Below are 24768 nucleotides of genomic sequence, written 5' to 3'. Positions count from 1 at the left end.
GCGGGAAAAAGAAACCACCGCTCAAAATTGCGGAAAAAACCGTTGAAGTCGGAAAAAAACGAATTATAACAGCGCCGCAAGTGAACGCCAGATTCACGCGAGACCAGAAAGCAAACACAACTGAGCGCGCATTGCTCGATTTTCGATGCCCGGTTTGTGTACCTGGTTCCCGCAGAGAACATCATCACCAAAGCTTATAGAATAGTTGATCGCAACATAGCCGACCTTCTTGCGAAATGACTTCGCTTGGCGGGCGGTCATTTCTGCGTCGGACCGATCCACAAGGAGATCAGCATGGCCCTGCGAGTGCGTTCGTCCTCCGGGCAGGCAGTAGAGAGCGGTCTTTTTTGGGAATGCGTCTGTCCGGGTTTAGGTACGGACGGGTCGCCGGGGCATATTCTGGGGTAGGCCGTGTTTAAGATCGCAAGAGCAAATTCCCTCTCCTCCGGCGTTCACGGCCTCCCGTATCAGGATATACCTGGGCAATTCTGCGTTTCCGAGGGCTGGTCCGGCGATCTCACGACAGGCCTCTTCGTCCTCGGCGACAAGGCTGCAGCCATTCACGGTCTGCGCGAGAACGAGTGCGGATTGCTCAATTTCGTCCGCTGTTACGATCCGGCCGATCGCAATCACGTCCTCGAGCTTTTCGAGCAGGCGGCAACGTCCTCCTCGACCTTCTGCTTTTCCACGACGATCATCCTCGAAACGGGGCAAAGGCAGCCGCTCTTCTGCATCGGCGAGTCGTCCGGCCTGGAAGAGCGCTATTCAGGCTCGATGCTGGGAGTCTTCTTCTTCCCGCGTTTTCTGGTCGAGGGCGCGCAGGCGATGCTGAGGCAATAGGTCGTTTCATGGTTTCATTGAAGCAGTGGCCTAACTCTATGAAACTGCGCAACTCCTGACGTCACCCACTCCCTTCGGCCCCTGGCCCCACCGCCGCAGCCGCATCAAGCGACGGCGGCTCGAGTGCCCGCGGCTGTGGCGATCGGTGCTGGTCGCCCGAGGAGGTAGCCCTGCGCCTCGTCACAACCCTCCGCTTGAAGAATGTCGAGCTGCTTTTGCGTTTCGACGCCCTCGGCGAGGACCGGCACGGAAAGGCTTTGTCCGAGGGCGAGGATGGCCCGGACGATCGCCTTGGCCTGGGGGCTGCCTTCGACCTCCCACATGAAGCTCTTGTCGAGCTTGATCTTGTCGAAGGGGAACGACCGCAATGTCTCGAGCGACGAATAACCGGTGCCGAAGTCGTCGATGGCGATAGTGACGCCAAGTTCCTTGATCCGGCGGAGCGTCAGCAGCGCGCGCTCCTTGTCGTCGATGATGGTGGATTCGGTGATTTCCAGTTCGAGCCGCCTCGGGTTGAGCCCGGTTTCCACGAGCACCTGTTGGACGAGGCTGACGATGTCGCCATTGGCCAACTGCACCGGCGAGATATTGACGGCAATCTTATGTTGGCTGTCCCATCCGGCCGCCTCGCGGCAGGCCTCGCGCAAGACCCATTCACCGATCGGCAGGATCGCGCCGCATTCTTCGGCCAGCGGGATGAATTCGTTCGGCGGAACCATGCCGCGCTCAGGATGATGCCAGCGCAGCAGCACTTCATAGCCGGTGACATCGCCGGTCATCACCGATTTCTGCACCTGATAGTGAAGCGCCAGTTGCCCCTTGTCGACCGCGTCCCAGAGGTCGTTGGCGAGTGCCCGGCGCTTGCGCGCCGCCTCGTCCATTGAAACCTCGTAGAAGCAGACCGTCTGGTTCAGTGCCGCCTTGGCGCGATACATGGCGAGATCGGCATTGTTGATCAGCGTGTCGGCGGTTTCTGCGTCCTGCGGATAGATCGCGACGCCCATGCTGCCGCCGGATTTCAGCTCGAAATCGCCGAAACGCATTTCCTCATGCAGGCAATTTTCAATGCGCTGCAGGAAATCGTGGAGCTCGGCAAGTTCCTCGAAACGCTTCACCGCCGCAAATTCGTCGCCACCGAAACGGGCAATGAACTCGCCCTCCTGAAGATGCGCCTTCACCCGCTGCGCGATCGTGACCAGCACGAAGTCGCCCGCCGCGTGGCCGTGCAAATCGTTGACTTCCTTGAACTTGTTCAGGTCGATGCCGATGACGGCCACCTTCCGCGAGAACCAGGCAGCGGCATCGAGCTCTTCTTCGAGATAGCTGTTGAACTGCAGACGATTGGGTAGCCCCGTGAGGCTGTCGTGTCGGGCGAGGAACGAAATCTGTTCCTCGGAGTCCAGTCGCTCGGTGATGTCTTCATAGGTGGAAACCCAGCCGCCGTCCGGCAACATGCGGTGCTTCGTCAGGATCGAACGCCCGTTCGGCAGCTTCTCGACGAGGTCGGCTCCGCCCTTGCCGACAATGTCTACGCGGTGTTTCTGATAGGCCGCGTCAGCCTTGGCCCCGGCGATCGCCGGGTCGGGATAGGCGCTGGCAAAAGCCCGTTCGAGAATTTCCCGGAATGTCAGTCCTTTGCCGGCCATCGATTCGGAGAGATTGAAGATCTCGAGGCAACGCCTGTTCGAAATCAGCAGGCGGTCGGCCTTGTCGAACAGGCATATGCCCTGTGTCATGTTCTCCAACGCAATGTCGAGATTCTTGCTGACCTCGGCGATGCGGTCGGCGTTGGCCTTTTCCTTGGAGATGTCCTTGGCGATCTTGATGAAGCCGGCGTGCCGTCCGGCTTCATCGATGATCGGCTCGATCACCACATGCGCCCAGAAGGGCGTGCCATCCTTGCGATAGCGCCAACCTTCCGCCTCGTATTTTCCGTCGAGAAGGGCGAGGCGAAGCGCCTGTTGCGGCAGGTTGGCCTGCCTCTCATCCGGTGCGTAGAAGCAGGCAAAATTCTTGCCGATGATCTCCTCGGCCGTGTACCCCTTGTTCGCCTCGGCGCCGGCATTCCAACTGGTCACGTGGCCATCAATGTCGAGCATGCAGATCGCATAGTCCTTGACGCTCCGGACGAAGCGGGAAAACTCCTTTTCCGAGGCGGCCGCCAGAGATTCCGCCTGACGGGCGAAACCGGCGGCAATCAGAACGATCGACAGCAGGAAGAATGCCGTTCCGGCAATGACGAAAGCCAAGAGATGCGGCTGCATCATGCCGCCGTTCTCCTCGGCCCCTGGCCCGGCTTCGATCGTCACCGCGCCCATCGCCGTAAAATGCAGCACCACGATGCCAAGCGTCATTGCAGATGTCGCAAGCAACTTGGCCGCCTGCGGCTGTTCGCTGCGGGCGACCGCAAAGAGCGCTGCCACATCGAACAGCGATCCGGCAAGGATCGAAAAGACGACAAGCGTCGCATCCCAGCGGATAGCCCCGGAGACGTCAAGCGCGGTCATCCCGAGAAAATGCATCGAGGCGACGCCGGCGCCAAGTACCAGCCCGCCGAACAGAAAGCCGGCACGTCCCGTCACATAGGTCGCGATGCCGAGGGCCGATGTCGTCAGGACGATTGCCACCGCCAGCGAAAGGGTCGTGAGGTTTACCTTATAGCCGACCACGACACCCGGGTCATAGGCAAGCATGGCGATGAAGTGGGTGGCCCAGATCCCGAAGCCGCTGGCGATGCCGGCGGCGGCGATCCAAGTCGCCCGCGGCCAGCCGTCCGACGTACGCGCACGCTGAAGCAAAGTGACAGCGCCAAAACTCGACAGGAAGCAAATCAACGCTGCCAGTACGACCAGTCGCGGATCGTGTTCCACCACGAGGCATGTCAGGATCTTGAACATCACAGATCGCCCAAATAAGCAGTGCGGGGGGCGCAGGACACCTGCTTCCGCTCGGTTGCCATCTGTTGACGTTTGGCCGTTTAAGGAAGCGTGAAGATCCGCCGAAAAGCGCCATTCCGAAACGGAACAGTGCTTTCGTCGTTAACAGTCTCCGAATTCCGAGCGATGGCGCCGCCTATACGAGCAGCGACTTGAGGTCGGTGTCAGGATCGGCGAGTTTCGCGCGATCCGGCGTTGTGCCGGTTTCGAGCAGCTTCTTTCCCGTCACATAGGCCTTGGCGTCGTTGATGGCATCGACGGCGATGAACCTGCCCTGGCGGAAATACCAGACCGATACGCTGCCTTCACGCTGGCCCGGACGGACAAGTGTTTCGTCGTGGCCGAGACCGAAGCCGGCGATCTGGAGCTTCACGTCGTATTGGTCCGACCAGAACCAGGGCTTCGGATCGTAGGGCTCTGAGCTGCCGGCGAGGATCGCAGCAATCGCCTCCGCCTGGTCGACGGCGTTCTGAACCGATTCCAGGCGGATCCGCATGCCCTGCCACGGCAAGACCGCGCAGTCGCCCATGGCAAAGATCGCCGGATCGGAGGTTCGGCCGTGGCTGTCGACGATGATGCCATTCGCCGTTTCGAGGCCGGCATCGTGTGCGAGTGCATCGTTCGGCGCCACCCCGATGCCGACGATCACGATGTCGACGGGAATGACGGAGCCGTCGGCGAGCTCGGCCCCCATGACACGCCCGTCCTCGCCGATAAGGCGATGGAGGCCCGTGCGCTCGCGAATGTCGACCCCGCGCGAGCGATGGATCTCTCGAACAATCTCGGAGGTCGCGGCCGAGGCGACCCGCTGCAGGATGCGGTCCGCCATTTCGATGACGGTTACTTCCATGCCGCAGGTGCGGGCGACCGCGGCAGCCTCAAGACCGATATAGCCCCCGCCCACCACCAGCGCGCGGCGCCCGGGCCGCATTTCCTCGGCCAGCACGTCGGCATCCTTGAAGTCCCGTACGACGTAGACGCCGGCCAGATCGCCACCGACCGAGGCGGGCAGTCGACGCGGAGTCGCCCCGGTCGCGAAGGCAAGCGTCTCATAGCCGAGCACCGATCCGTCGCTCAAAGTTACCTGTTTCTGCCCACGGTCGATGCGTGTGACGGTCGTCGAAAGGCGAATGTCGATGTCGTGCTCCGAATACCAGGCCTCTGGCCGATAGAGCAGCCGATCGAGTGTCGTTTCGCGGAGCAGATATTTCTTGGAGAGGGGCGGCCGCTGGTAGGGAAGGCTTGCCTCCGAGGCAACGATCGTCACTGGCCGCTCGTCCTTCAAAGCGCGAAGTTTGGCAACCAAGGCGAACGCGGCCTGACCGCCGCCGACAACAACAAGTCTTCCCGACACCTGCTCTCCCCGTCTCTGCTGCATGATTCCTCAAGCCGGAATCGATTTGAGGATAAAATCATGCAGCGAATCAAAGTGCTACAGCGACCCTTTGCGCGTCTCAAAAGACGCGCGGCGCTGTAGGCACTGTTTTAGCAAGCCGTACCCTCTCCGCCCGAGCCTCGTCAACTCGGGCGGAACGGTAAGCCCGCCAAGGGATCAGGGCTTACGCGGGATTTCCATCCCCTTCTGCGCGGCCGGCCGCGCAAGGCCGCGATCGACCCAAGCCATGACGTTCGGGAAGCTCTCGTATTCGAGCACTTCGGCGCCGCCATAGAATCTGCGCGCACCCTCGACCCACGGATAGGTGGCAATATCGGCGATCGTGTACTCGTCGCCCATCAGCCATTGCCGACCCTTCAGCCGTGTCTCAAGAACGCCGAGAAGGCGCTTCGATTCATCGCGGTAGCGCTCCACCGGATAGGAATTATTGGCAACCTTCTCGGCCGCGAACTTGAAGAAATGCCCGAACTGGCCGAGCATCGGGCCAACGCCGCCCATCTGGAACATCACCCAGCAAAGCGTCTCGTAGCGGCCGGCGGCATCCGCCGGGATAAGCTTTCCCGTCTTTTCCGCGAGATAAACCAGGATCGCACCGGATTCAAAAAGACCGATCGGCTTTCCGCCGGGTCCGTTCGGGTCGATGATCGCCGGGATGCGGCCGTTCGGGTTGAGCGACAGAAATTCGGGCGACTTCTGTTCGTTGGCGTCGAACGCAATGCGATGCGGCTCGTAGGGCAGGCCCAGCTCTTCCAGGGCAATGGAAATCTTCACGCCGTTCGGGGTCGGCAGTGAATAGAGCTGGATGATATCCGGGTTGGTTGCCGGCCAGCGGGTCGTGATCGGAAAAGAGGAAAGATCAGCCATAAGGATGCCTCGAAGTGGGATGCTGAGGGTGGGACGTGCCGCCCCTACATAGGTCGTCGCGATTCCATTTGTCAGCACCCGAGGCAAAATTTCCGCGAGCGATCGCGTCGAACCGTCGTTTCTCCCGGAAGTGCGTGTCAGAGCGTCGCGCGGACGGCTGCCATGATCCGGTCGACGACAGGATTGCCCTGATGGACAGCCTTCCGCGCCCTGACGAGGCAGGCTTCCGACCGCAGGATCACACCGTCCGAGAGGATCTTGAGATGGTTCGCCTTCAGCGTCGAGCCGGTCGAGGTGATGTCGACGATGATGTCGGCGGAACCGGAAGCCGGCGCGCCTTCGGTCGCGCCCAGGCTTTCGACAATGCGGTAGAGCTGGATGCCGTGACTTCCGGAGAAAAACTGCTGGGTCAAGCGCCAGTATTTTGTGGCGATCGCCAGCCTGCGCCCATGACGGGCACGGAAATCGGCAGCGACATCACCAAGGTCCGCCATGGTGTCGACGTCATACCAGACTTCCGGCACGGCCACGACGACGTCGGCATGCCCGAAGCCGAGCCGCGCGCAGAACTCCACGCGCGCATCGGCATCGGCGAGGCCCTCGCGAACGAGGTCTTCGCCGGTGACGCCGAAATCAACAGCGCCGCTGCCGATCTCGCGGGAGATTTCCGAGGCCGAGAGAAAGGCGATCTCAACGTCGTCCCAACCCTCGACACGGCCGCGATAGGAGCGGTCGTTGCCGACGGCGACGATCTTCATTCCGGCGCGTTCGAAGATCGCCGAAGCGTCGTCCTTCATCCGCCCCTTCGAAGGCAGTGCAATCGTAACCGTCATTTCGCGCCCCCTGCGGCAACCGCCTGCTCGATCCGGTCAAGCCAGAGGGAGAAGCCGACCGCCGGAATATGTTCGCGGGCGCCGAGAAGCGTCAGCAGGCGGTCGAAGCGTCCACCACCGGCGAGAACAGCGGCCGTCCCTTCGACCTCTATCTCGAAGACCAGGCCGGTATAATAGTCGAGTGGACGGCCGAAGGCCGCGCGATAGCGGATGAGATCGATGTCAGCGCCCGCCCGAGAAAGAGCCGCGACGCGCGCGTCGAAAAGCGACAATGCGGCTTCGATTTTCAACCCGGACTTCGCGGCGAAGCGGAAGAGCGCCGCCGGTGCGTCGGCAAGCGACAGGTCCAGCGTCAGGAATTCGCGCATGACGGCGAGCGTGGCCTTGTCCAGCCGCGTGTTCGCCAGTTCCATTTTTTCCTTGAGACGGCGAGCGATGTCGCGGGGCGACCGGCTGGCATTGGTGGAATAGCCGGTTGCCTCCATCGTCTGGCCGATGTGGGCGACGAACCGACTCTCGTCCTCCAGCATGCCCATGATGGCAAGCCGCTCGACCTCATGGCCGAAGACGCCCGCGGATTTCGGATCGGCGAGTTCCGCCAGAAGTTTCTGCAACTGCTTCGGCTCGCCGAAAGCATGAATCAGCCGCTTCTGCCAGCCGGCGGGCAGCCCGCAGGCGGCAATCACCGCTTCGAACACCGATTGGTCGCCCAGCGTCACCTTGAGCCGCCGTCCCGGCAATCTGTTCGCAAGAACCTGCATCGCGTCGCCGACGGCTCTGGCGTCCGCCTGCGCGGTGTCCGGCTCGCCGAGATCCTCGATGCCGGCCTGATAGAACTCGCTCGACCCCTCGCGCCGCTGGCGGAACACTTCGCCGAGGTAAGCATAGCGTTGCGGCGTGCCGGTCGCCGTCTCGATATGGCGAAGGCAGACCGGAATCGTGAATTCAGGACGAAGGCAAAGGCTCTCGCCCGTCTCGCTCTGCGTCAGGAAGATGCGCCGCCGCAGGTCTTCGCCGGCCATGTCGAGAAAGGGCTCGGCCGGCTGGATCACCGGCGTGTCGACGCGCAACGTCCCCATCCGCTCGAAGTCGGCAAGCAGGTCGCCAGAAAAGGCGGGCAGGTTGATCAGAGGCATCGCCGTCAGTTCGCCTTCGTTCGGTCCTCGGCCTGTGCCGCCAGCATCTCCCGTACCTTCTGGACCAGATCGCTTTCCGGTACGGAAACCTGGGCAACGCGCGCCTCGCGCCAGGTGATGTTGTCCTGGATTTCGCCCGAGAGACGCTTGCCTTCGATCAGGTCCTTGACCTGCACGACCCCAGAAGCGCGTTCATCGCCGCCCTGGATGATCGCCAGCGGGGAGCCACGGCGGTCGGCATATTTGAGCTGGTCGCCGAAGTTCTTCTTGTTGCCCTGGTACATCTCGGCGCGGATACCGGAGTGACGCAGTTCCTGGACGAAGCGCTGGTAGCGGCCCATGCTTTCGATGTCACGGTCCATGACGCAGACGACCACCGGCGCAACCACGTCCTCGGTGCCGAGTTTGCCAAGGTTTTTCAGCGCCGTCATCAGCCGCGACACGCCGATCGAGAAGCCGGTTGCCGGCACCGGCTGTCCCATGAAGCGCGAGACGAGGCCATCATAACGACCACCGCCGCCGACTGAGCCGAAGACGACCTTCTCGCCCTTCTCGTTCGTCACCGCAAACTGCAATTCGGCCTCGAAGACCGGGCCGGTGTAGTATTCGAGGCCGCGCACGACCGAGGGGTCGATCTTGATGCGGTCCGCTTCATAACCCGCGCTAAGCACCAGGCTGCGGATCGTAGTGAGCTCCTCGACGCCCTCCCCGCCCTTGGCGGTTCCGGCAACGATCTCGGCGAGTTCGGCGGCGCTCTTGGCGTAATCGGTGATGCCGACGAAAAACAGGATCTTGCGGATCTGCTCGTTGTTCAGACCCGCACCCTTGGTGAAGTCGCCGCTTTCATCCTTGCGGCCTTCGCCCAGCAGCAGTCGCACGCCTTCCGGGCCGAACTTGTCGAGCTTGTCGATTGCACGCAAAACCGTGAGACGCGCATTCGCATGCTCGTCGCCACCGAGGCCGATCGCCTCGAGAACGCCGTCGAGAACCTTGCGATTGTTGACGCGGATCACATAGTCGCCACGCGCAATACCAAGCGCTTCCATGGTATCGGCCATCATCATGCACATCTCGGCGTCCGCCTGGACACCCGCCGCACCGACGGTGTCGGCGTCGAATTGCATGAACTGACGGAAGCGGCCCGGGCCCGGCTTCTCGTTGCGGAAGACGTAGCCCGCCCGATAGGTCCGGTAGGGAAGCTGGATCTCGTTGAAGTTCTCCGCCACGTGTCGCGCAAGCGGCGCGGTCAGGTCGTAGCGCAGGCTCATCCACTGGTCGTCGTCATCCGTCAGCGAGAAGACACCCTCGTTCGGCCGATCGCTGTCGGGAAGGAACTTTCCCAGCGCGTCGGTATATTCGAACAACGGCGTTTCCACCGGATCGAATCCGTAGCACTCATAGACCTCCTGGATCTTGGCGATCATCTCGTCGACGGCGCGGATATCGGCCGCCGAACGATCGACAAAGCCACGCGGCAGGCGCGCCTTGAGCTTCAGCGGTTTCTTCTGCTTTTCGTTCATGGAAAGTATTCCGGGCTGTCAAATTCGGTCGGTGCATTCCCTACCGGATCACATCAAGGGCGGCAAGGGCAGCGGCCATAAAGGGCGCGCGCATAGCGGAAGCGGGAGATCCTCTCAATGCGTGCCCCGCTCTCCGGCGCTCTGTCGCACTGCACGCCCCCATCAATAACAAATCCGTGATTGTACTAAGAGCAATACTCTCCTATAGGTTAAGCGCTGATCGCTCGGGTTGTCCGGCAATCCGGTGCGATCCGGCACACCGCCGGCAGCGCCTCTACAGCGCCGCGCGTCTTATCAGACGCGTATAGGACGCTGTAGCACTTTGAAGTGCTGCATGTTCTTATCCTTAAATCGGCTGCGATTTAAGGAAACATGCAGTAGGGCATTGCTCCGCTTGGAAGCCGGAACAGACGTCGACGCGGAAGAAGAGCCCGTGAACGACGCAAAGGTTTCAGTGGAGATTTTGGCGGCATGCTGAAATTTGTGAATCCCGGTGACGGCGCCATCAAGCCCGCTCATCTGCTAGCGCATGAAGGCTGGACACGCGACCTGGAGAGAGAGGATTATCTCGTCGAGCCCTGGCGCTGCCACCTTGCCAGCGGCACCTTCCTTCTGGGGCCGCAAACGCTCGCGCTTCTCGGCGTATCGCGGAACCCCTGTGGCATCGTCGACCTGTTGCGCGCCCACGACGGAGACGACAGATCGATAGTTCTGAGCATTCTGGAGCAGGCGACCGGGACACCCTCTTCCTTCTGCTTTGCCACGCTCGTGCGTGGTCGATCCGGACAGCCCTCTCCGCTTTGCTGCGTCGGAAAATCGACGCTTGCCGGTGAAGTTGGAGACGGCACGCTGGAGGGCATATTTGCTTTTCCCCGCAACGCGGGACCATTGGGGACGTGACAGCGGCCGCCACCTCTTCCACTCGCGGTAACTTAACCTATCTTAGTTGCATGCTGCGCCGCCTCGCCCTCGTTCTGCTGTTCCTATCCGCGCCTTTGGTCGGCGCCCTTTCAGCTGCGACACAGGCTCGGGATGTCGCCGCCACGGGCATGGGGTATCATCATCTGGCGGCCGTTGCCGCGGAGCATCCCGCTTCGGGCCATCACGCTTCAGGCCGTGACGTGGATTGCGAGGCGACGGAGCGCTGCGACCTTCCAAAGAAGCCCGTGCATCCCGTGCTTTGCGCAGCGTGCCTGGCAATCAGCCCGGCACCGTCCAAAATAATGCCGCCGGAAACTCCGTCCACCCGCCTTGCATTGCGGCGCTACACAGTGCCCGACGACGCCGACGTAAGTCCACCGGTTCCGCCGCCCAAGCCCTTCCTTTCGATCTAGAGCGCCGTGCGTTCAAGTGAGCGCACAAAGGACGCTCTAGCACTTTGATTCTAGAGCATCTTATCCGCTTTCAGTGATTCCACTTGAAAGCGGGATGCTCTAGGACGCCGCGGTTACCCGCGAGGAGCGTCCCGAACGTCTGAAAACATCTCGCCGTTTTTCGTCGCCTCCGCCCGAAAACGGACAATCCCGCATCTCGCGGACAAACACCCGCGAATGCCGGACCAATTTTGAAAGGAAAAACATCATGTCCCTGAAAACCATCGCCGGCGCCTTGATATTGGCAGCATTTGCCGCCGCCCCGTCGTTCGCACAGGAAAGCGGCCACATGCATGGCTCAATGGAAGCAGCAAACACGGCGGCCGACACATCGCCGTCCAGCAAGGCCTTCGCCGTGGCAAACGCCAAGATGCACAAAGACATGGACATCGTCTTCACCGGCAAGACCGACCTCGACTTCGTGCGCGGCATGATCGCCCATCACAAGGGAGCGATCGACATGGCCAAGGTCGAGCTGGAACACGGCAAGGACAAAGAAATCCGCAAGCTGGCGGAGGACATCATCAAAGCCCAGGAAGGCGAGATCAAGTTGATGAAGGAATGGCTCGCCAAGAACGGCGGGTGACGAAGCAGACCATCTCTTCCGCACCGCATGCTGTGTTAGATCCCAGCCCACTTAAGGAAAAAAATGCAGCAATTCAAAATGCTACAGCCTCCTTTGCGCGTCTGTTAAGACGCGCGGCGCTGTAGGGCACTCCGCTCCTGAGCAAAGAGCGGAGTAGCGGGCGGAGGAGATCTCCGGCCGGCGTCTCGGTTCAGGCGGACCGACGCGCCGGTCTTTTGAATTGTTGCCGCATCTCCTCTACCTGCGCCCGGCAAAAACAGCCTTCGATATGGTCGTTGACGAGGCCCATGGCCTGCATGAAAGCGTAGATCGTCGTCGGTCCGACAAAGGTCCAGCCGCGTTTCTTCAGGTCCTTCGAAATGCGCGTCGACGTCGCTGTCGTCGGATTGGCGATCAAGGCTTCGTAGCTCACCACCTGCGGGCGCTCGGTCCGATCCGGCTCTTGGGACCAGAAATAGGAGGCAAGCGAGCCGAACTCCGCGCGCAGTTCCTTGGCGCGCCGCGCGTTGTTGATGGTCGAGACGATCTTGCCGCGATGGCGCACAATACCGGTGTCGGCAAGGCAACGCTCGATATCGGCCTCGCCGAATTCGGCAACCCGGTCGAAATCGAAACGGGCGAATGCCGCGCGAAATGCTTCGCGCTTCCGCAGAATCGTCAACCACGACAGGCCCGACTGAAAGCCTTCCAGGCAGATCTTCTCGAACAGTCGGTGATCGTCCGTCACCGGGCGGCCCCACTCCTCGTCATGATACCGCCGGTAGTCTTCGAGATTGCCGTGCCAGGCGCAACGATCAAGTCCATCATCTCCGGTAATCAAGCCTTTCGCCGCCATTGTTTCTTTCTCTCTTCAGTTGCTCTTTTGTTCCATTTACCACTCTGAAACCACTTTCATAAAGTGGCCGATAACCCTACCCAGAGCTTTATCCACGCGCCGGCATTTTAATGAATGGCCGTTTACCTTTCGGTGGCAACGCGGTGCCACGATCAGGCCATTACTACAGCGCCACGCGTCAGACGCGCTAAGGACGCTGTAGCACTTTGAATTGCTGCATGCTTTTGTCCGCAAATCGGCTCCGATTTAAGGATCATGCAGCAGGCACGCCAGGCCGGTGAAACGTCGCTTTCCCGGCCGCGAAGCCATTCCTTGAAGATTTTTGGCGCAATGTAGCGAGTCTGCCCGATGATGAAGAAATCCCTTTTTATTGCCCTATCCCTCCTGTGTGTCGTTGCCGGCGAGGCCGGCGCCCGCGACCGGTATCACAATCGGCCGCCGGTCATCGTCAGCCCGGACCTGACGGCCCCTTGGGTGATGCAGCTTGGGGTGATGCAGCTTGGCGGCCAACAGGCGCGTCCGGTCGCTTACCGTCCGCAAGTGCCGGCGGCCACCCGAAAACAGTTCGACCGACGTCAGGTGAGCCGCAGGTCCGGGCCGGCATTGGTGCACCCGGTTGCGGCAGCGCGCGCGCAAAAGCCGGTAAAGACGAAGTTCGATCCGCAGTTCCTGCCGCAAATCGTGGCCTATGGCGGTCCGGAGAAACCCGGCACGATCGTGATCGACACCAACAACCGCTTTCTCTATCTCGTCACCGGCAAGGGTGAAGCCCGTCGCTATGGCGTCGGTGTCGGCAAGCCGGGTTTCGAATGGGCCGGCGCGCACCGGATTACGCGGAAGGCAGAGTGGCCGAGCTGGACACCGCCACAGGAAATGGTCGCGCGAGAAGCCGCGAAGGGACATTATCTGCCGGCGCGCATGGAGGGAGGCCCCGCAAACCCGCTCGGCGCCCGGGCCATGTATCTCGGCTCGACGCTCTACCGCATCCACGGCACCAACGCGCCCTGGACGATCGGCTATGGCGTTTCGTCTGGCTGCATCCGCATGCGCAACGAGGATGTCGTCGATCTCTATGAGCGGGTGAATGTCGGCGCCAAGGTTATCGTGATATAAAGGCGCATATTATCTGAATAACCCGCGCACAAGTTGCGTTTGCACTGGGGGAACAGTGGTGCAAACGCAACAGCTGTTCCGATTGATACAAGTTAACCCGGCGGCTGTGCTCTATCAGATATGGCGCAGGCTTTTGCTTGCAGGTAATTTACCGAACCTGCACGCGATCAAGGGTTGAGAGGGAATCGTTAATGAAATTTCATGCCAAGAAAGTGGTGGCGTTCGCTGCCGCGGCGACGGCGCTGTTTGCCGTGACAGATGCATCGGCGTTCACGCCGGCGAACACACCGGAGGCCGCCGCCAAGCGTTCCGACGTTCTGTTGGTCGCCCACCAGAAGAGGCCGCCGCAAAAATATTGGCGCACCAAGGTCCGTTTCCGGACGAATGAGGCTCCCGGCACCATTATCGTCGATACGAACAACAAGTATCTCTACTACATCGACGGCCCGAACCGCGCGACACGCTACGGCATCGGCGTCGGCCGCGAAGGCTTTGGCTGGTCCGGTGTCGTCAAGGTCGGCCGCAAAGCCGAGTGGCCAACCTGGACTCCGCCGGCGGAGATGCGCGTGCGTGAACGGGCGAAAGGCCGCATCCTGCCGATCACCCAGGATGGCGGTATCGACAATCCGCTCGGTGCCCGCGCGCTCTATCTCTACCAGGGCGGCCGCGACACCATCTTCCGTATCCACGGAACGAACCAGCCCTGGACGATCGGCCAGAACATGTCGTCGGGATGCATCCGGTTGATGAACGAGGATGTCGAGCACCTTTACGATCGTGCCGTCATCGGCACGAAGGTGATCGTCATCGGTCCGGGCAACAAGCACGGCGATGTCAACTACGACGACCGCGGCGTGGACATTTTCCGCCAGATCTTCGGCGGCTGAGTTATCAAGGCAGCAACTGACAAATGCCGGCACCGATCGGTGCCGGCATTTGTGTTTCGACTTCAGAGACCTGAGAGACCTGCGGGCTTGGGGCCACCATAGGCCCAGTCCAGCAGTTCGACGGTATGCACGATCGGAAGCGCCGTCCCGGTCGCGATCTGGGTGATGCAACCGATGTTGCCGCTCGCAATCACGTCCGGCTTGGTCGCCTCGATGTTCCGGACTTTACGCGCCTTGAGTTTCTCCGATATCTCCGACTGCAGGATGTTGTAAGTGCCCGCCGATCCGCAGCAGAGGTGGCCCTCCGCCGGCTCGCGAACAGTGAAACCCGCTCGCTTCAAGAGCTCCTTGGGCACCGTCGTAATCTTCTGGCCGTGCTGCATCGAGCAGGCGGAATGATAGGCAACGGTCATCCCCCGCGCCTCCCGTTGCGGGAGTTCGAGCCCAGCCAGGTATTCGGTGATGTCCTTTGCCAATGCGGACACTTTCGCGGCCTTTTCCGCATATCCCGGATCCAGCCGCAACATATGGCCATAATCCTTGATCGTGGTGCCGCAGCCCGAGGCGGTCACGACGATCGCGTCGAGACCGTCTTCTTCGGCTGCCTTTAGCCAGATATCGACGTTGCGGCGCGCAGCCTCGAGCGCCTGTTCCTCGCGCCCCATGTGATGAACCAGCGCGCCACAGCAGCCCTCGCCGGCCGCGACGACAACCTCGATCCCCTGCCCGGTGAGAAGCCTGATTGCCGCTTCGTTGATCTCTGGCTTCAAGACCGGCTGCGCACAGCCGGTCAGCATCGCGACCCGGCCACGACGCTCGCCCTTCGTCGCGTAAGTCGCGGGTCTTGTCCCTGCGGACGCCGGGGGAACCGCATGCGGCGCAAGGTCGAGCATGACGCCAAAGGTCTTCAGCCATGGGGTCCGCTTCACCAACCCCGCCAAGGGGCGGGAAATGCGAGCCGCGCGTAGCGCAAGACGAAACCGCTTGGGATAGGGTAGCACCCCGGCGAGAACGGCACGCGCGAAACGATCCTTGAACGGCCTTTTGTAGGTCTTCTCGATGTGGATGCGGGCATGGTCGACCAAATGCATGTAGTCGACGCCCGACGGACAGGTGGTGAGACAGGAAAGGCAGGAAAGGCAGCGGTCGATGTGGGTAACGGTCTCCCGATCCGCCGCCCGCCCGTTTTCCAGCATGTCCTTGATCAGGTAGATCCGCCCGCGGGGACTGTCGAGTTCGTCGCCGAGGACGACGTAGGTCGGACAGGTGGCAGTGCAGAAACCGCAGTGGACACATTTGCGCAGGATCTTTTCAGATTCGGCGACATGCGGATCGGCGAGCTGCGCGGGTGAGAAATTCGTCTGCAACCGAGTACTCCATTTGGCAGGCCTTGCGGCGCCTACTGCATGTTTCCTTAAATCGTAGCCGATTTAAGGACAAAACATACAGCAATTCAAAGTGCTACAGCCTCCTTTGCGTGTCTGATAAAACGCGCGGCGCTGTAGCCCGCAACGATTTCGGATCGGGCTGATCTGGAACCGTCGAACCATTCCTGTAACTTAGGGCGGAATGCGGGCGAAGACCTCCAGCGCCTGCCGCATTTCGCCCCGAGGTCCCAAGCTAGACCATCCAGCTCTCGGGATCGGTGATAGGCTCCTCCCGGGCCGCCCTCTGCAGGCCGATCACACATCTGACGACGATCCACACCGCCGTGGCGACAAAGCCTAGAACGCCAATGACCATAACGGTCAGCAGGGCCGAAACGATAGAGAAAAGCAAGGCGATCCAGAAGGTACGGATCGCCCAGATATAATGGGTTCTCGCCCATGGCTCCGCCTTATCGCGGTTGAGATAGGCCAGCACGATCCCGATGAGCGCGGTGATGCCGATGACAAATGCGAGCAAGTAGAGCACGTAGATGATCTGAATATTGACCTTGCCCGGTTCCAGCCAGTGATCGGTCTGGCGGGAAAGTGGTGTCCGTGGACCGGTATCGCTCATCGAATTCCCCCTTGGCACGTTCGAACGGATCGCGATCGTGGCTACGCGTTTGCCGCCATCCGCCCCGGATTGAAAATCCGCGCCGGATCAAATCGAGCGCGGATGCGCTCCGTCAGCTGAGCGACGGCCGGTGCCTGCGGCTCGAAGGCCGGAACGCCGGCCCGTACGTCGTCGCCAGCCCTCACGAGGCTTGCGTGGCCGCCGCCGAGCGCACCGACATAGCGGCGCACGAGTTCCGCCTCTGCATCCGCCTCCATCCGCAGCCAGACGAGCCCGCCCTGCCAATCGTAAAAGGCATCAACGCCGGTTTGAAGACGCAGCGCAGCGACGAGCTGGTGCCCGGCGGACGGCGCTAGCGAAACCCGCCACAGCGGCCGCCTCGTGCCGTCGGCGTAGGGTTTCACGTCGCGAATTTCTCCCCACAGCAGACGCGTTGCTTCGGCGTCGAGGCGTGAGGCCGGCCCGAAGCGGGAAAGAGCCGCGGTGAGTTTCTCGGCACGCAGGTCGACGGAATCTGCCAAGCCCTCCAGCCTCAGCACGGTTGCGGCGCCGTCGGGAAGTGCGCCATCCAGGAAGCGCCCGCGCACGCTCTCGGGCAGGTGCGCCGCGCCGGAAGCCTCTACCGGCTGCGCCATCGTCTCGGCCATGGCCGCGGCAGCTTCGGCGTCGTTGAGCCCCGAAACGACCACCGTCGCTGCCGCCGGCGGAATGGGCAGCACCTTGAAGGTGACTTCCGTCAGGATCCCGAGCGTGCCGTAGGAGCCCGCCATGAGCTTGACAAGGTCGAGCCCGGTGACGTTCTTCATCACCCGGCCACCGGCCTTGATCAGCTCGCCGGCGCCATTGACGAAGCGCACGCCGAGCAGGCTGTCGCGCGCGGCGCCGGCGACGTAGCGACGCGGGCCGGAAACATTCGCTGCGAATACACCGCCAATCGTCGGTTCGCCCGACGTGGCAAAGATCGGTCGATGATCCATCGGTTCGAAGGAAAGCATCTGGCCTTTGGCGCGGAGCGCGGCTTCGACCTCGGCAAGCGGCGTTCCGGCGAGCGTGCTCATGGTCATTTCCGCCGGATTGTAGCTGACGATGCCGGAGAGGCGGCGCGTCGAGAGCGTCCGATCGGTCCGCACTGGATTGCCGAGTCCCGCGCGTGTGCCGCCGCCGACGATTGCCAGAGTGACGCGCTCTGCTGCTGCAGAGCGCACGACAGAGGCGATCCCCTCCTCACTGGCCGGTTCGAAGTGGACGATCATGCTGCCGGCCGCCCTTCGAGCGGAAAGACCTTCGATGGATTGAGAATCCACTCGGGATCGAAGGCCGCGCGCGCGGCCATCTGCTGGTCGAGATCGGCCCGGCTGTACTGGTGCAGCATCAGATCGCGCTTCTCTATGCCAACGCCATGTTCGCCCGTCAGGCAGCCGCCGGCATCGACGCAGAGCTTGAGGATGTCGTTGCCGGCCGCTTCGGCTCGCGCCGCATCCTCCGGATCGTTTATGTTGTAGAGGATCAGCGGATGCATGTTGCCGTCGCCGGCATGGAAGACATTCGCCACGCGCAGGCCGTAGCCAGCGACGATCTCGCCGGTCTTGCGCAGCACATGCGAAAGCTGGCTGAGCGGCACGGTACCGTCCATGCAGATATAGTCCGCAATGCGGCCCGTCGCGCCGAAAGCCGACTTTCGGCCCTTCCAGATCAGCGCCGCCTCCAATGCGGACTGGCACTCCCGGATCGTGGTGACGCCGTGACGGCGGGCGACCTCGATGATGCGTTGAAGCATCGCGTCCATCTCCGCCTCGGATCCCTCGACCTCGACAATCAGCAGAGCCTCGACGTCGAGCGGATAACCGGCATGCGCAAAGGCTTCGCAGATCTCGATCGCCGGCTTGTCCATGAATTCCATGGCAACAGGAATGATGCCCGCTCCGATGACATCGGCAACGCAGGCACCGGCCGCCTCGGACGAGGCGAAGCCGAAGAGCACCGGCCGCGCACCTTCCGGCTTGGCGATCAAGCGCACCGTTGCTTCCGTGACGATGCCGAGCTGGCCTTCTGAACCGCAGACGAGCCCCAGCAGGTCGTATCCGGCCGCATCCAGCGCCTTGCCGCCGAGTTCGATCACGGTGCCGTCGAAAAGCACCATCTTCACGCCGAGCAGGTTGTTGGTGGTGACTCCGTATTTCAGGCAATGGGCGCCGCCGGAGTTCATGCCGATATTGCCGCCGATGGTGCAGGCGAGCTGCGAACTCGGGTCGGGCGCGTAGAAGAAGCCATCGGCGGAGACCGCCTCGGAGATGTTGAGGTTGGTGACGCCCGCCTGAACCGTGGCCGTCCTGTTAAAGAGGTCGATGTCGAGAATGCGCGACATTTTCGAAAGACCAATGACGACGGCGTCCTCCTGCGGGATGGCGCCGCCCGAGAGCGACGTGCCGGCACCGCGCGGCACGACCGGAACGCTATAGTGGCTGCAATATTTGAGTACGGCAGCCACCTGTTCCGTCGTTTCCGGCAGAGCGACGGCAAGCGGCACCCGCCGGTAGGCGAGGAATGCATCGGTCTCGAAGGGTTTCAGCTCGCGCTCCTCGCTGATCAGGCAGCCCTTGGGCAGGAGATCCTTGAGATCGGCGACAATCTCCTGCCGGCGATCCAGCACGGCTTGTTTCGGTTTCAGAAACCCGATCATCTCCGGCATAGGATCCTCCCAAGCAATACGGCCACAGAGTGGTATTTTTTGTTTACCACTAGAGCGCCACGCGTTCAAATGAACGCGTAAAGGACGCTCTAGAACTTTGGATCTAGAGCATCTTGCCCGCGTTCTGAAGGCGGGATGCTCTAGGATTGACACCCCGCAAATGCTAATGAGCTTTTCGTTTTTGGCAATAATGGTCAAGATTGATGACAAATCTCGGCGATCTCGAGATCTTTGCGCGCGTCGTCTCGTCCGGCAGCATGTCAGCCGCCGGACGCCTGCTGAGCCTGTCCCCGGCGGTGATCTCCAAGCGCGTCAAGCGACTGGAGGACAGGCTCGGCACGCGGCTTCTCCAGCGCACCACACGACAAATTTCGCTGACGGAGGCGGGACAGGGGTTTTACGACCGCGTCCTCGGCATCCTCGCCGGTATCGAGGATGCCGAGGCCTACGCCTCCGGCCGCTCGTCGCAGGCCCAGGGCACGCTCCGGATCAGCGCTCCGACGTCCTTCGGACGCATGCACATCGCACCGCATCTGACCGGCTTCATGAAGGATCATCCGGACCTTAAACTCCACATCGTTCTCAGCGACGATTTCGCCGATATCGTCGCGGATGGCTTCGATCTCGCTGTGCGGATCGGCGAACTTACCGATTCAAGCCTCGTCGCCCGCAAACTTGCGCCCGTCCGCCGCCTCTTGTGCGCCGCACCGAGCTATGTCGCGCGGCACGGCCTTCCGCGCGAAATCGGCGATCTGGCGAACCATGTCTGCCTGCCGGCCCACAACAACGACAACTGGAAGCTGGGGGGTCCCGGCGGCAGTCTGACCTATCGCCCGGAGGGACCGCTCGTCACCAATTCGTCGGAGATCATCCGCGAGGCGGTGATCGCCGGCGCCGGCATCGCGCTGCGCTCCACTTGGGACATCGGTAAGGAATTGCGCGCCGGACAGCTGGTTCAGGTGCTGCCGCAGTGGGAAGGCTCCCGCAACCTGACGCTCTCGGCCGTCTATCCAAGCCGTCAATTCCTGCCCGCCAAGGTCCGTCTTTTTATCGATTACCTGGCCGCGCTGTACGGACCAGTGCCCTACTGGGAGCAATAACCGCTCGACGACCCGAAGGCTATTTCTGTGCGCTTTCCTCGTGATGGCGACGGATGCGCCGGACAACGAACCAGACGCCTATGACGGCAAAAGGGACCGCAAGGCCGGTCAGAAGGTTGGGATCGACCGGCAGTTCGTGGCTCACGGCCTTGGCGAGATAGCCGAATAGCCCGACGACATAATAGGAAATGGCGGCAACCGACAGGCCCTCGACCGTCTGTTGAAGGCGCAACTGCAGCTTGGCCCGACGATCCATCGAATTCAGCAGAGCGCTGTTCTGCTTTTCGAGTTCGACATCGATCCAGCTTCTGAGGAGCGCCGTGGCGCGCGCGAGCTTGCGCGACAGATTCGCCTGACGCTCCTCGACCGACTGACAGGTTCGCATCGCCGGCGCGAGCCGGCGTTCGAGAAACGTACCGATCGTCTCGTAGCCGGGCACGGGCGTCTCGGACAGCGTGCGAATGCGCTCCTGCACGATACCGTAATAGGCGCGGCTGGCACCGAAGCGATAGAGGCTGAGGGCGGCACCGGCCTCGACGTCGGCGGCAAGTCGGGTGATTTCGGAGAGCATCTCATCGGCCTCTTCGCGGACGTTCTCCTTCATCCGCTGCGTTATTCCGGTCAGGCCGTCTTCCGTCCGGCGGATTTCCGGCGACAGCGATTGCGCAAGCGGCAAGCCGAACATGGCGAGCGTGCGATAGGTCTCGATATCGAGCAGGCGCTGCACCAGCGCACCCGTGCCCGCTTCCGTCAGGCCGCGGTCGATCACGAGAATCTGGGTCAGCCCGTCGCCGTTCTGGCGAAAATCCGTGACGAGTACGGCCTGGCCGTTCTTGGTTTCGCTGTAACAGAGGCTGGTCGGGTCGAAGGCCTTGATCGCCTCACGCGTTTCCGGCGTATCCGGCCGGATTTCGAGGCGAATGCCGGAAATCAGCGTTCCCGGCGGCGAAAACCCGTCGCCGAAAGGGTGGATCGGCACCTCGCCGCCGAAATGGTCTGGCGCCGGGGCATCCCAGAAATAGGTGGAGAACTCCGTATGCCGCTCCCAGCGCAGCGTGCCCTGTCCCCAAGCCATTGCATGGTGGTTGGCGTCACCGCCGGGCGGCGCGATGCCGCGCGAGCGCGACAGCTCGGACAATACGGCATGGTCGACGATCGAGCCCCCTTCGGTCATGAAGGCAAGCTGAAAAATGACGCGAGGCGTCGTCACCAGTGCATAGGGCCGTGAGTGAACCTCACCGAGAACCTGCGCACGCAGCGGCGCGGACGGAAATGCGAAACTGCCCTTTGCCATGAAGCGCTTCATCCCCCTCACGCGTTCATCACCACTTTCTTATCAACCGGTCGAGCAAAATGAACAGGACGCATTGACGCAGTTTGACTTTTGTCAGTCGCGATGATCACGAAGTGGACAATCAATTTGACCACTTTTCCGAGCCTGCTAGATTGCAGCCGGCATGGAGGAGAAGGCGTGAAGGGTCGTCCTCCATCGGGAGACATTGCTGTGACCGAAGACCAGCTCGACCTCTATGCACGCATCAGCCACAGCCGGACGGCGGACGAGGTCGTGCAGCAGATCGAACTCTTGATCCTCGAAGGCGTGTTGCGCGACGGCGACCGGTTGCCGGGCGAGCGGGAACTATCGAAGCGTTTCGACGTGTCGAGACCGATCCTGCGCGAGGCCCTCAAGGAGCTGGAGACACGCGGACTTTTGGAAAGCCGCCATGGCGGCGGCACATTCGTTGCAGATGTGGTTGGCCAGATCTTCTCGAAACCGCTGATCGAGCTCATCGGACGCCACCACAAGGCGACGCAGGACTACCTGGAGTACAGGCGGGAGCTCGAGGGCCTGACGGCGGAGCTGGCGGCAAGCCGCGCCACCGACTTCGACCGCGACATCCTCACACGCGTCATCGAGCGGATGCGGGCCGCCCACCGCAACGGCGACTTCGACGAGGAGCTCACGGCCGACGTTGAGCTGCACAACGCGATCGGCGAGAGTGCGCACAACATTATCCTGCTGCATACGCTGCGCGCCTGCTATCGGCTTCTGACCCAGGGGATATTCTTTCACCGCACATCGGTGTTCGGCGCTCCGGGCGCGCGCGATCGGCTGCTCGCGCAACATGAGGCCATCTACGCCGCCATCATGGCCCGCGACCCGGAGGCCGCCAAGGCCGCAGCGCAAAGCCATATCGACTTCGTCGCCGCCGCGGCATACGAAGCGGAACGCACGGGCGAATGGGCGCGCATCGCGCGGCTGCGGCTTCAGCAGCGGGACCGTGCCGGATCTTGAAGGCCCGTCATCACAATTTCATCGAAACGCTTTAACCGGGTGGGAACGGGATCGGGTCCCCTGCGTTATGTATAGTCGCAACGAGCGATGACCCTGTCGGAACCTCACCGTCATCTCGCCGTTTATGGGCTGTACAACGTCATTTACAGGCAAGCTGAGCGAGTCATACTTGCAGAACTGCTAATGCCTTTTGATTCGCGTAAGGAGTATTGAACCCCTTGAACTTCTTGAACCGGTTAGCCGCTGATGTGCATCTGATGCTGCGTCGCCCCGCGCGCATGCAATATGCCGCGCTGTGTTACCGGATCCGCAAGAAGACGGGTGCGCTCGATATCCTCCTGATCACCAGCCGCGATACCGGCCGCTGGGTCATTCCCAAAGGCTGGCCGATGCAAGGCAAGCGGGCCCATGAGGTCGCGGAACGCGAGGCCTATGAAGAGGCCGGGGTGAAAGGCAAGGCGCAGAAGACCGCAATCGGCGCCTATGTCTACCAGAAGCGCATGAACCACGGCCTGAAGATCTCCTGCAAGGTCCAGGTGCATGCGCTCGAGGTCGATGACTTCTGCAAGAACTTCCCTGAAAAGGGCACGCGGCGCCTTGAATGGGTCGACTACAAGGAGGCGGCAAGCCGTGTTGCCGAACCCTCGCTGAAAAGCCTTATCCTGGCATTCGGCGAACGGATGGCGGCGGCGCCCGCATCCGTTCCCAAGAGCGCAAACGGCTGACGCGGAACGTCGGCGGACGGCATCAGCCCATACTTGACAAGTCGTCCATCGGCCATTGCGGCCGTTCTCCCCTCAATTCCGCTTGAACGCGCTCGCCCGTACCGCTACTGGCGATTATGACAATGGAGATCGACCTGTGCCGCGTCCGCGCCTGGAAAAGCTGACCCTGGACAAGGACCTCGACAAGCTCAGCCTTGCCGAGGAAGCCTCGCATCATGTGATGCGCCGGTTGGCTGCGCCTGGCCTGGCCCTGCTCTTTCTCCTTCTCAGCATGGCGTTCGCGGCAACCTATGTGATCGGCTCATCGGGTGCCGCTATTGTCGTCGCAGCGGCGGCGATTGCCGGCTACATGGCGATGAACATCGGCGCCAACGACGTGACGAACAACGTCGGCGCTGCCGTCGGCGCGAAGGCGATGACGATGGCGACGGCCTTGGCGATCGCTGCCATCTTCGAAATCGCCGGCGCCTTGATCGCTGGCCGAAAGGTCACGCTTACGATCGAGGCCGGCATCGTCGAAGGCGGGCTCGTCGATCCTGAGGCGCTCGCCTGGGTGATGATGGCCGCGCTGATCTCGTCAGCAGCCTGGATCAACATCGCCACCTATTCGCGTGCGCCGGTCTCGACCACCCACTCGATCATCGGTGGCATCGTCGGTGCCGGCATGACTGCCGCCGGCCTTTCCAGTGTCAAATGGTGGGCGCTCGCCGGCATTACGGTAAGCTGGTCGATATCACCGTTGCTTGGCGGCGCGATCGCAGCGATTTTCCTGGCCTTCCTCAAGGAACTCATCATCTATCGCGAGGACAAGATCGAGGCCGCACGGCGCTGGATGCCGATCATCCTGGGTGTGACGGCGGGCGCCTTCACAGCATATGTGGCGGTTTTCGCGCTCGTTCACGTGGCCGCCATTTCGCTTTTGACCGGCCTTCTGATCGGACTGTTCGCGGGGATCGTCTGTTACGCGTCGAGCAAGCCGTGGATCCACCGCCAGTCGGAAGGGCTCGACAACCGCAACCAGTCGCTGCGCAAGCTGTTCCGGATGCCGCTGATATTCTCCGCGGCACTGCTTTCCTTTGCACACGGCGCAAACGACGTTTCCAATGCGATTGGTCCGCTTTCGGCGATCGTTTCCGCCGTCAATGGCGCCGTATCGACAGAGAGTTCGAGAGCACCCTTTTGGGTCCTGCTTATCGGCGCGCTCGGCATCTCGCTCGGCCTCTTGCTCTACGGGCCGCTTCTGATCCGGGTCGTCGGCGAAGAGATCACGCGCCTCAATCCCATGCGCGCCTTCTGCGTCGCGCTTGCCACTGCGGTCACCGTGCTGCTCGCTTCCGCCCTTGGCCTGCCGATCAGCTCCACGCACACGGCGGTCGGCGCGGTCTTTGGCGTCGGCTTCTTCCGCGAATGGTACACGCGCCGCTCCAGACGCCGACTGGAATTTGTCCGGAAAAAGACCGGGCACGAGGATTTCATGAGGTCGGCGGAAACCAATTTCGCCGAGGTGCGTCGCCGCCGGCTGGTGCGCCGCTCCCATTTCCTGACGATTGTTGCGGCCTGGGTCATCACCGTGCCGGCGTCCGCCTTGCTCTCCGCATTCGTCTATCTCGTCCTGTCCGGCCTTTTCCTCTGAAGGTG

At 61.8% G+C, this 24768-nt stretch carries 21 protein-coding genes; 9 read left to right on the top strand and 12 right to left on the bottom strand.

Annotation, left to right across the window (positions count from 1 at the left end):
* Window positions 1-411: 411 nt before the first annotated feature.
* Window positions 412-840, top strand: coding sequence for a hypothetical protein (locus RB548_RS02650; RefSeq protein ID WP_331373509.1), 429 nt, complete (start codon window positions 412-414; stop codon window positions 838-840).
* Between the two features lie 104 nt (window positions 841-944).
* Here the strand turns inward: RB548_RS02650 and RB548_RS02645 are convergent, their stop codons facing one another.
* The 6 genes from RB548_RS02645 to hisS form a co-directional block, all read right to left on the bottom strand.
* Window positions 945-3737: a bifunctional diguanylate cyclase/phosphodiesterase gene (locus RB548_RS02645; RefSeq protein WP_331373508.1), complete on the bottom strand. Its 2793-nt coding sequence runs from the start codon at window positions 3735-3737 to the stop codon at window positions 945-947.
* Window positions 3738-3912: 175 nt separating this feature from the next.
* The gene (locus tag RB548_RS02640) at window positions 3913-5154 is read right to left on the bottom strand and encodes an NAD(P)/FAD-dependent oxidoreductase (RefSeq protein ID WP_331373507.1); all 1242 of its coding nucleotides are present in this window, start codon (window positions 5152-5154) and stop codon (window positions 3913-3915) included.
* A 174-nt stretch (window positions 5155-5328) separates the two neighbouring features.
* A complete protein-coding gene (locus tag RB548_RS02635) occupies window positions 5329-6036 on the bottom strand; it encodes a glutathione binding-like protein (protein ID WP_283964446.1) in 708 nt (235 codons plus the stop codon).
* Between the two features lie 137 nt (window positions 6037-6173).
* Window positions 6174-6869, bottom strand: a complete 696-nt coding sequence (gene hisG, locus RB548_RS02630) for an ATP phosphoribosyltransferase (RefSeq protein WP_331373506.1) — start codon at window positions 6867-6869, stop codon at window positions 6174-6176.
* Window positions 6866-8005: an ATP phosphoribosyltransferase regulatory subunit gene (locus tag RB548_RS02625; RefSeq protein WP_331373505.1), complete on the bottom strand. Its 1140-nt coding sequence runs from the start codon at window positions 8003-8005 to the stop codon at window positions 6866-6868. Before RB548_RS02625 ends, hisG begins: the two co-directional genes overlap by 4 nt.
* Window positions 8006-8010: 5 nt before the next feature.
* Entirely contained in the window at window positions 8011-9525 is a 1515-nt protein-coding gene (gene hisS, locus RB548_RS02620) for a histidine--tRNA ligase (RefSeq protein ID WP_331373504.1), read from the bottom strand.
* Window positions 9526-9996: 471 nt separating this feature from the next.
* Here hisS and RB548_RS02615 point away from each other — a divergent pair, with 471 nt between their 5' ends.
* On the top strand, window positions 9997-10425 hold the full coding sequence (locus RB548_RS02615; RefSeq protein WP_331373503.1) for a hypothetical protein: 429 nt from the start codon (window positions 9997-9999) through the stop codon (window positions 10423-10425).
* Window positions 10426-11106: 681 nt separating this feature from the next.
* A complete protein-coding gene (gene copM / locus RB548_RS02610; protein ID WP_331373502.1) occupies window positions 11107-11484 on the top strand; it encodes a CopM family metallochaperone in 378 nt (125 codons plus the stop codon).
* 190 nt (window positions 11485-11674) lie between these two features.
* Here copM and RB548_RS02605 read toward each other — a convergent pair whose 3' ends face one another.
* On the bottom strand, window positions 11675-12319 hold the full coding sequence (locus tag RB548_RS02605; RefSeq protein WP_331373501.1) for a DNA-3-methyladenine glycosylase I: 645 nt from the start codon (window positions 12317-12319) through the stop codon (window positions 11675-11677).
* 348 nt (window positions 12320-12667) lie between these two features.
* On the opposite strand from RB548_RS02605, the gene RB548_RS02600 reads away from it, so the two are divergent.
* Both RB548_RS02600 and RB548_RS02595 read left to right on the top strand, forming a co-directional pair.
* Window positions 12668-13432 (top strand): L,D-transpeptidase, encoded by a 765-nt coding sequence (locus tag RB548_RS02600; protein ID WP_331373500.1) that lies wholly within the window; start codon window positions 12668-12670, stop codon window positions 13430-13432.
* A gap of 191 nt (window positions 13433-13623) precedes the next feature.
* Window positions 13624-14319: a L,D-transpeptidase gene (locus tag RB548_RS02595; protein WP_331373499.1), complete on the top strand. Its 696-nt coding sequence runs from the start codon at window positions 13624-13626 to the stop codon at window positions 14317-14319.
* Window positions 14320-14381: 62 nt separating this feature from the next.
* Here the strand turns inward: RB548_RS02595 and glcF are convergent, their stop codons facing one another.
* The 4 genes from glcF to RB548_RS02575 form a co-directional block, all read right to left on the bottom strand.
* A complete protein-coding gene (glcF, locus tag RB548_RS02590) occupies window positions 14382-15686 on the bottom strand; it encodes a glycolate oxidase subunit GlcF (protein WP_331373498.1) in 1305 nt (434 codons plus the stop codon).
* A 253-nt stretch (window positions 15687-15939) separates the two neighbouring features.
* Window positions 15940-16320, bottom strand: a complete 381-nt coding sequence (locus RB548_RS02585; RefSeq protein WP_331373497.1) for a DUF4870 family protein — start codon at window positions 16318-16320, stop codon at window positions 15940-15942.
* A gap of 41 nt (window positions 16321-16361) precedes the next feature.
* Window positions 16362-17573 (bottom strand): glycolate oxidase subunit GlcE, encoded by a 1212-nt coding sequence (gene glcE, locus RB548_RS02580; RefSeq protein ID WP_331373496.1) that lies wholly within the window; start codon window positions 17571-17573, stop codon window positions 16362-16364.
* Window positions 17570-19009: an FAD-linked oxidase C-terminal domain-containing protein gene (locus RB548_RS02575; protein ID WP_331373495.1), complete on the bottom strand. Its 1440-nt coding sequence runs from the start codon at window positions 19007-19009 to the stop codon at window positions 17570-17572. Before RB548_RS02575 ends, glcE begins: the two co-directional genes overlap by 4 nt.
* Window positions 19010-19212: 203 nt before the next feature.
* On the opposite strand from RB548_RS02575, the gene RB548_RS02570 reads away from it, so the two are divergent.
* A complete protein-coding gene (locus RB548_RS02570) occupies window positions 19213-20109 on the top strand; it encodes a LysR family transcriptional regulator (protein ID WP_331373494.1) in 897 nt (298 codons plus the stop codon).
* A gap of 19 nt (window positions 20110-20128) precedes the next feature.
* Here RB548_RS02570 and RB548_RS02565 read toward each other — a convergent pair whose 3' ends face one another.
* Entirely contained in the window at window positions 20129-21403 is a 1275-nt protein-coding gene (locus RB548_RS02565) for a DUF3422 family protein (protein ID WP_331373493.1), read from the bottom strand.
* A gap of 210 nt (window positions 21404-21613) precedes the next feature.
* Between RB548_RS02565 and RB548_RS02560 the strand changes: the two genes are divergently transcribed.
* The 3 genes from RB548_RS02560 to RB548_RS02550 all read left to right on the top strand — a co-directional run bounded on the left by RB548_RS02560 (window position 21614) and on the right by RB548_RS02550 (window position 24763).
* Entirely contained in the window at window positions 21614-22405 is a 792-nt protein-coding gene (locus tag RB548_RS02560; protein ID WP_331373492.1) for a FadR/GntR family transcriptional regulator, read from the top strand.
* A gap of 218 nt (window positions 22406-22623) precedes the next feature.
* Window positions 22624-23130, top strand: coding sequence for an NUDIX hydrolase (locus RB548_RS02555; protein WP_331373491.1), 507 nt, complete (start codon window positions 22624-22626; stop codon window positions 23128-23130).
* 136 nt (window positions 23131-23266) lie between these two features.
* Window positions 23267-24763 (top strand): inorganic phosphate transporter, encoded by a 1497-nt coding sequence (locus RB548_RS02550; RefSeq protein ID WP_331373490.1) that lies wholly within the window; start codon window positions 23267-23269, stop codon window positions 24761-24763.
* Window positions 24764-24768 lie beyond the last annotated feature (5 nt).

Source organism: Sinorhizobium chiapasense (genome assembly GCF_036488675.1).
GTDB classification, from domain to species: domain Bacteria; phylum Pseudomonadota; class Alphaproteobacteria; order Rhizobiales; family Rhizobiaceae; genus Sinorhizobium; species Sinorhizobium chiapasense.
The sequence above is the reverse complement of the archived record's forward strand: the minus strand, read 5'-3'. Positions and strand labels throughout refer to the sequence as shown.

Coding starts and splice junctions, on each gene's coding strand:
- RB548_RS02645 (WP_331373508.1), bottom strand. CDS start 3,737: ATGTTCAAGATCCTGACATGCCTCGTGGTGGAACACGATCCGCGACTG.
- RB548_RS02640 (WP_331373507.1), bottom strand. CDS start 5,154: ATGCAGCAGAGACGGGGAGAGCAGGTGTCGGGAAGACTTGTTGTTGTC.
- RB548_RS02635 (WP_283964446.1), bottom strand. CDS start 6,036: ATGGCTGATCTTTCCTCTTTTCCGATCACGACCCGCTGGCCGGCAACC.
- hisG (WP_331373506.1), bottom strand. CDS start 6,869: ATGACGGTTACGATTGCACTGCCTTCGAAGGGGCGGATGAAGGACGAC.
- RB548_RS02625 (WP_331373505.1), bottom strand. CDS start 8,005: ATGCCTCTGATCAACCTGCCCGCCTTTTCTGGCGACCTGCTTGCCGAC.
- hisS (WP_331373504.1), bottom strand. CDS start 9,525: ATGAACGAAAAGCAGAAGAAACCGCTGAAGCTCAAGGCGCGCCTGCCG.
- RB548_RS02615 (WP_331373503.1), top strand. CDS start 9,997: ATGCTGAAATTTGTGAATCCCGGTGACGGCGCCATCAAGCCCGCTCAT.
- copM (WP_331373502.1), top strand. CDS start 11,107: ATGTCCCTGAAAACCATCGCCGGCGCCTTGATATTGGCAGCATTTGCC.
- RB548_RS02605 (WP_331373501.1), bottom strand. CDS start 12,319: ATGGCGGCGAAAGGCTTGATTACCGGAGATGATGGACTTGATCGTTGC.
- RB548_RS02600 (WP_331373500.1), top strand. CDS start 12,668: ATGATGAAGAAATCCCTTTTTATTGCCCTATCCCTCCTGTGTGTCGTT.
- RB548_RS02595 (WP_331373499.1), top strand. CDS start 13,624: ATGAAATTTCATGCCAAGAAAGTGGTGGCGTTCGCTGCCGCGGCGACG.
- RB548_RS02585 (WP_331373497.1), bottom strand. CDS start 16,320: ATGAGCGATACCGGTCCACGGACACCACTTTCCCGCCAGACCGATCAC.
- glcE (WP_331373496.1), bottom strand. CDS start 17,573: ATGATCGTCCACTTCGAACCGGCCAGTGAGGAGGGGATCGCCTCTGTC.
- RB548_RS02575 (WP_331373495.1), bottom strand. CDS start 19,009: ATGCCGGAGATGATCGGGTTTCTGAAACCGAAACAAGCCGTGCTGGAT.
- RB548_RS02570 (WP_331373494.1), top strand. CDS start 19,213: ATGACAAATCTCGGCGATCTCGAGATCTTTGCGCGCGTCGTCTCGTCC.
- RB548_RS02565 (WP_331373493.1), bottom strand. CDS start 21,403: ATGGCAAAGGGCAGTTTCGCATTTCCGTCCGCGCCGCTGCGTGCGCAG.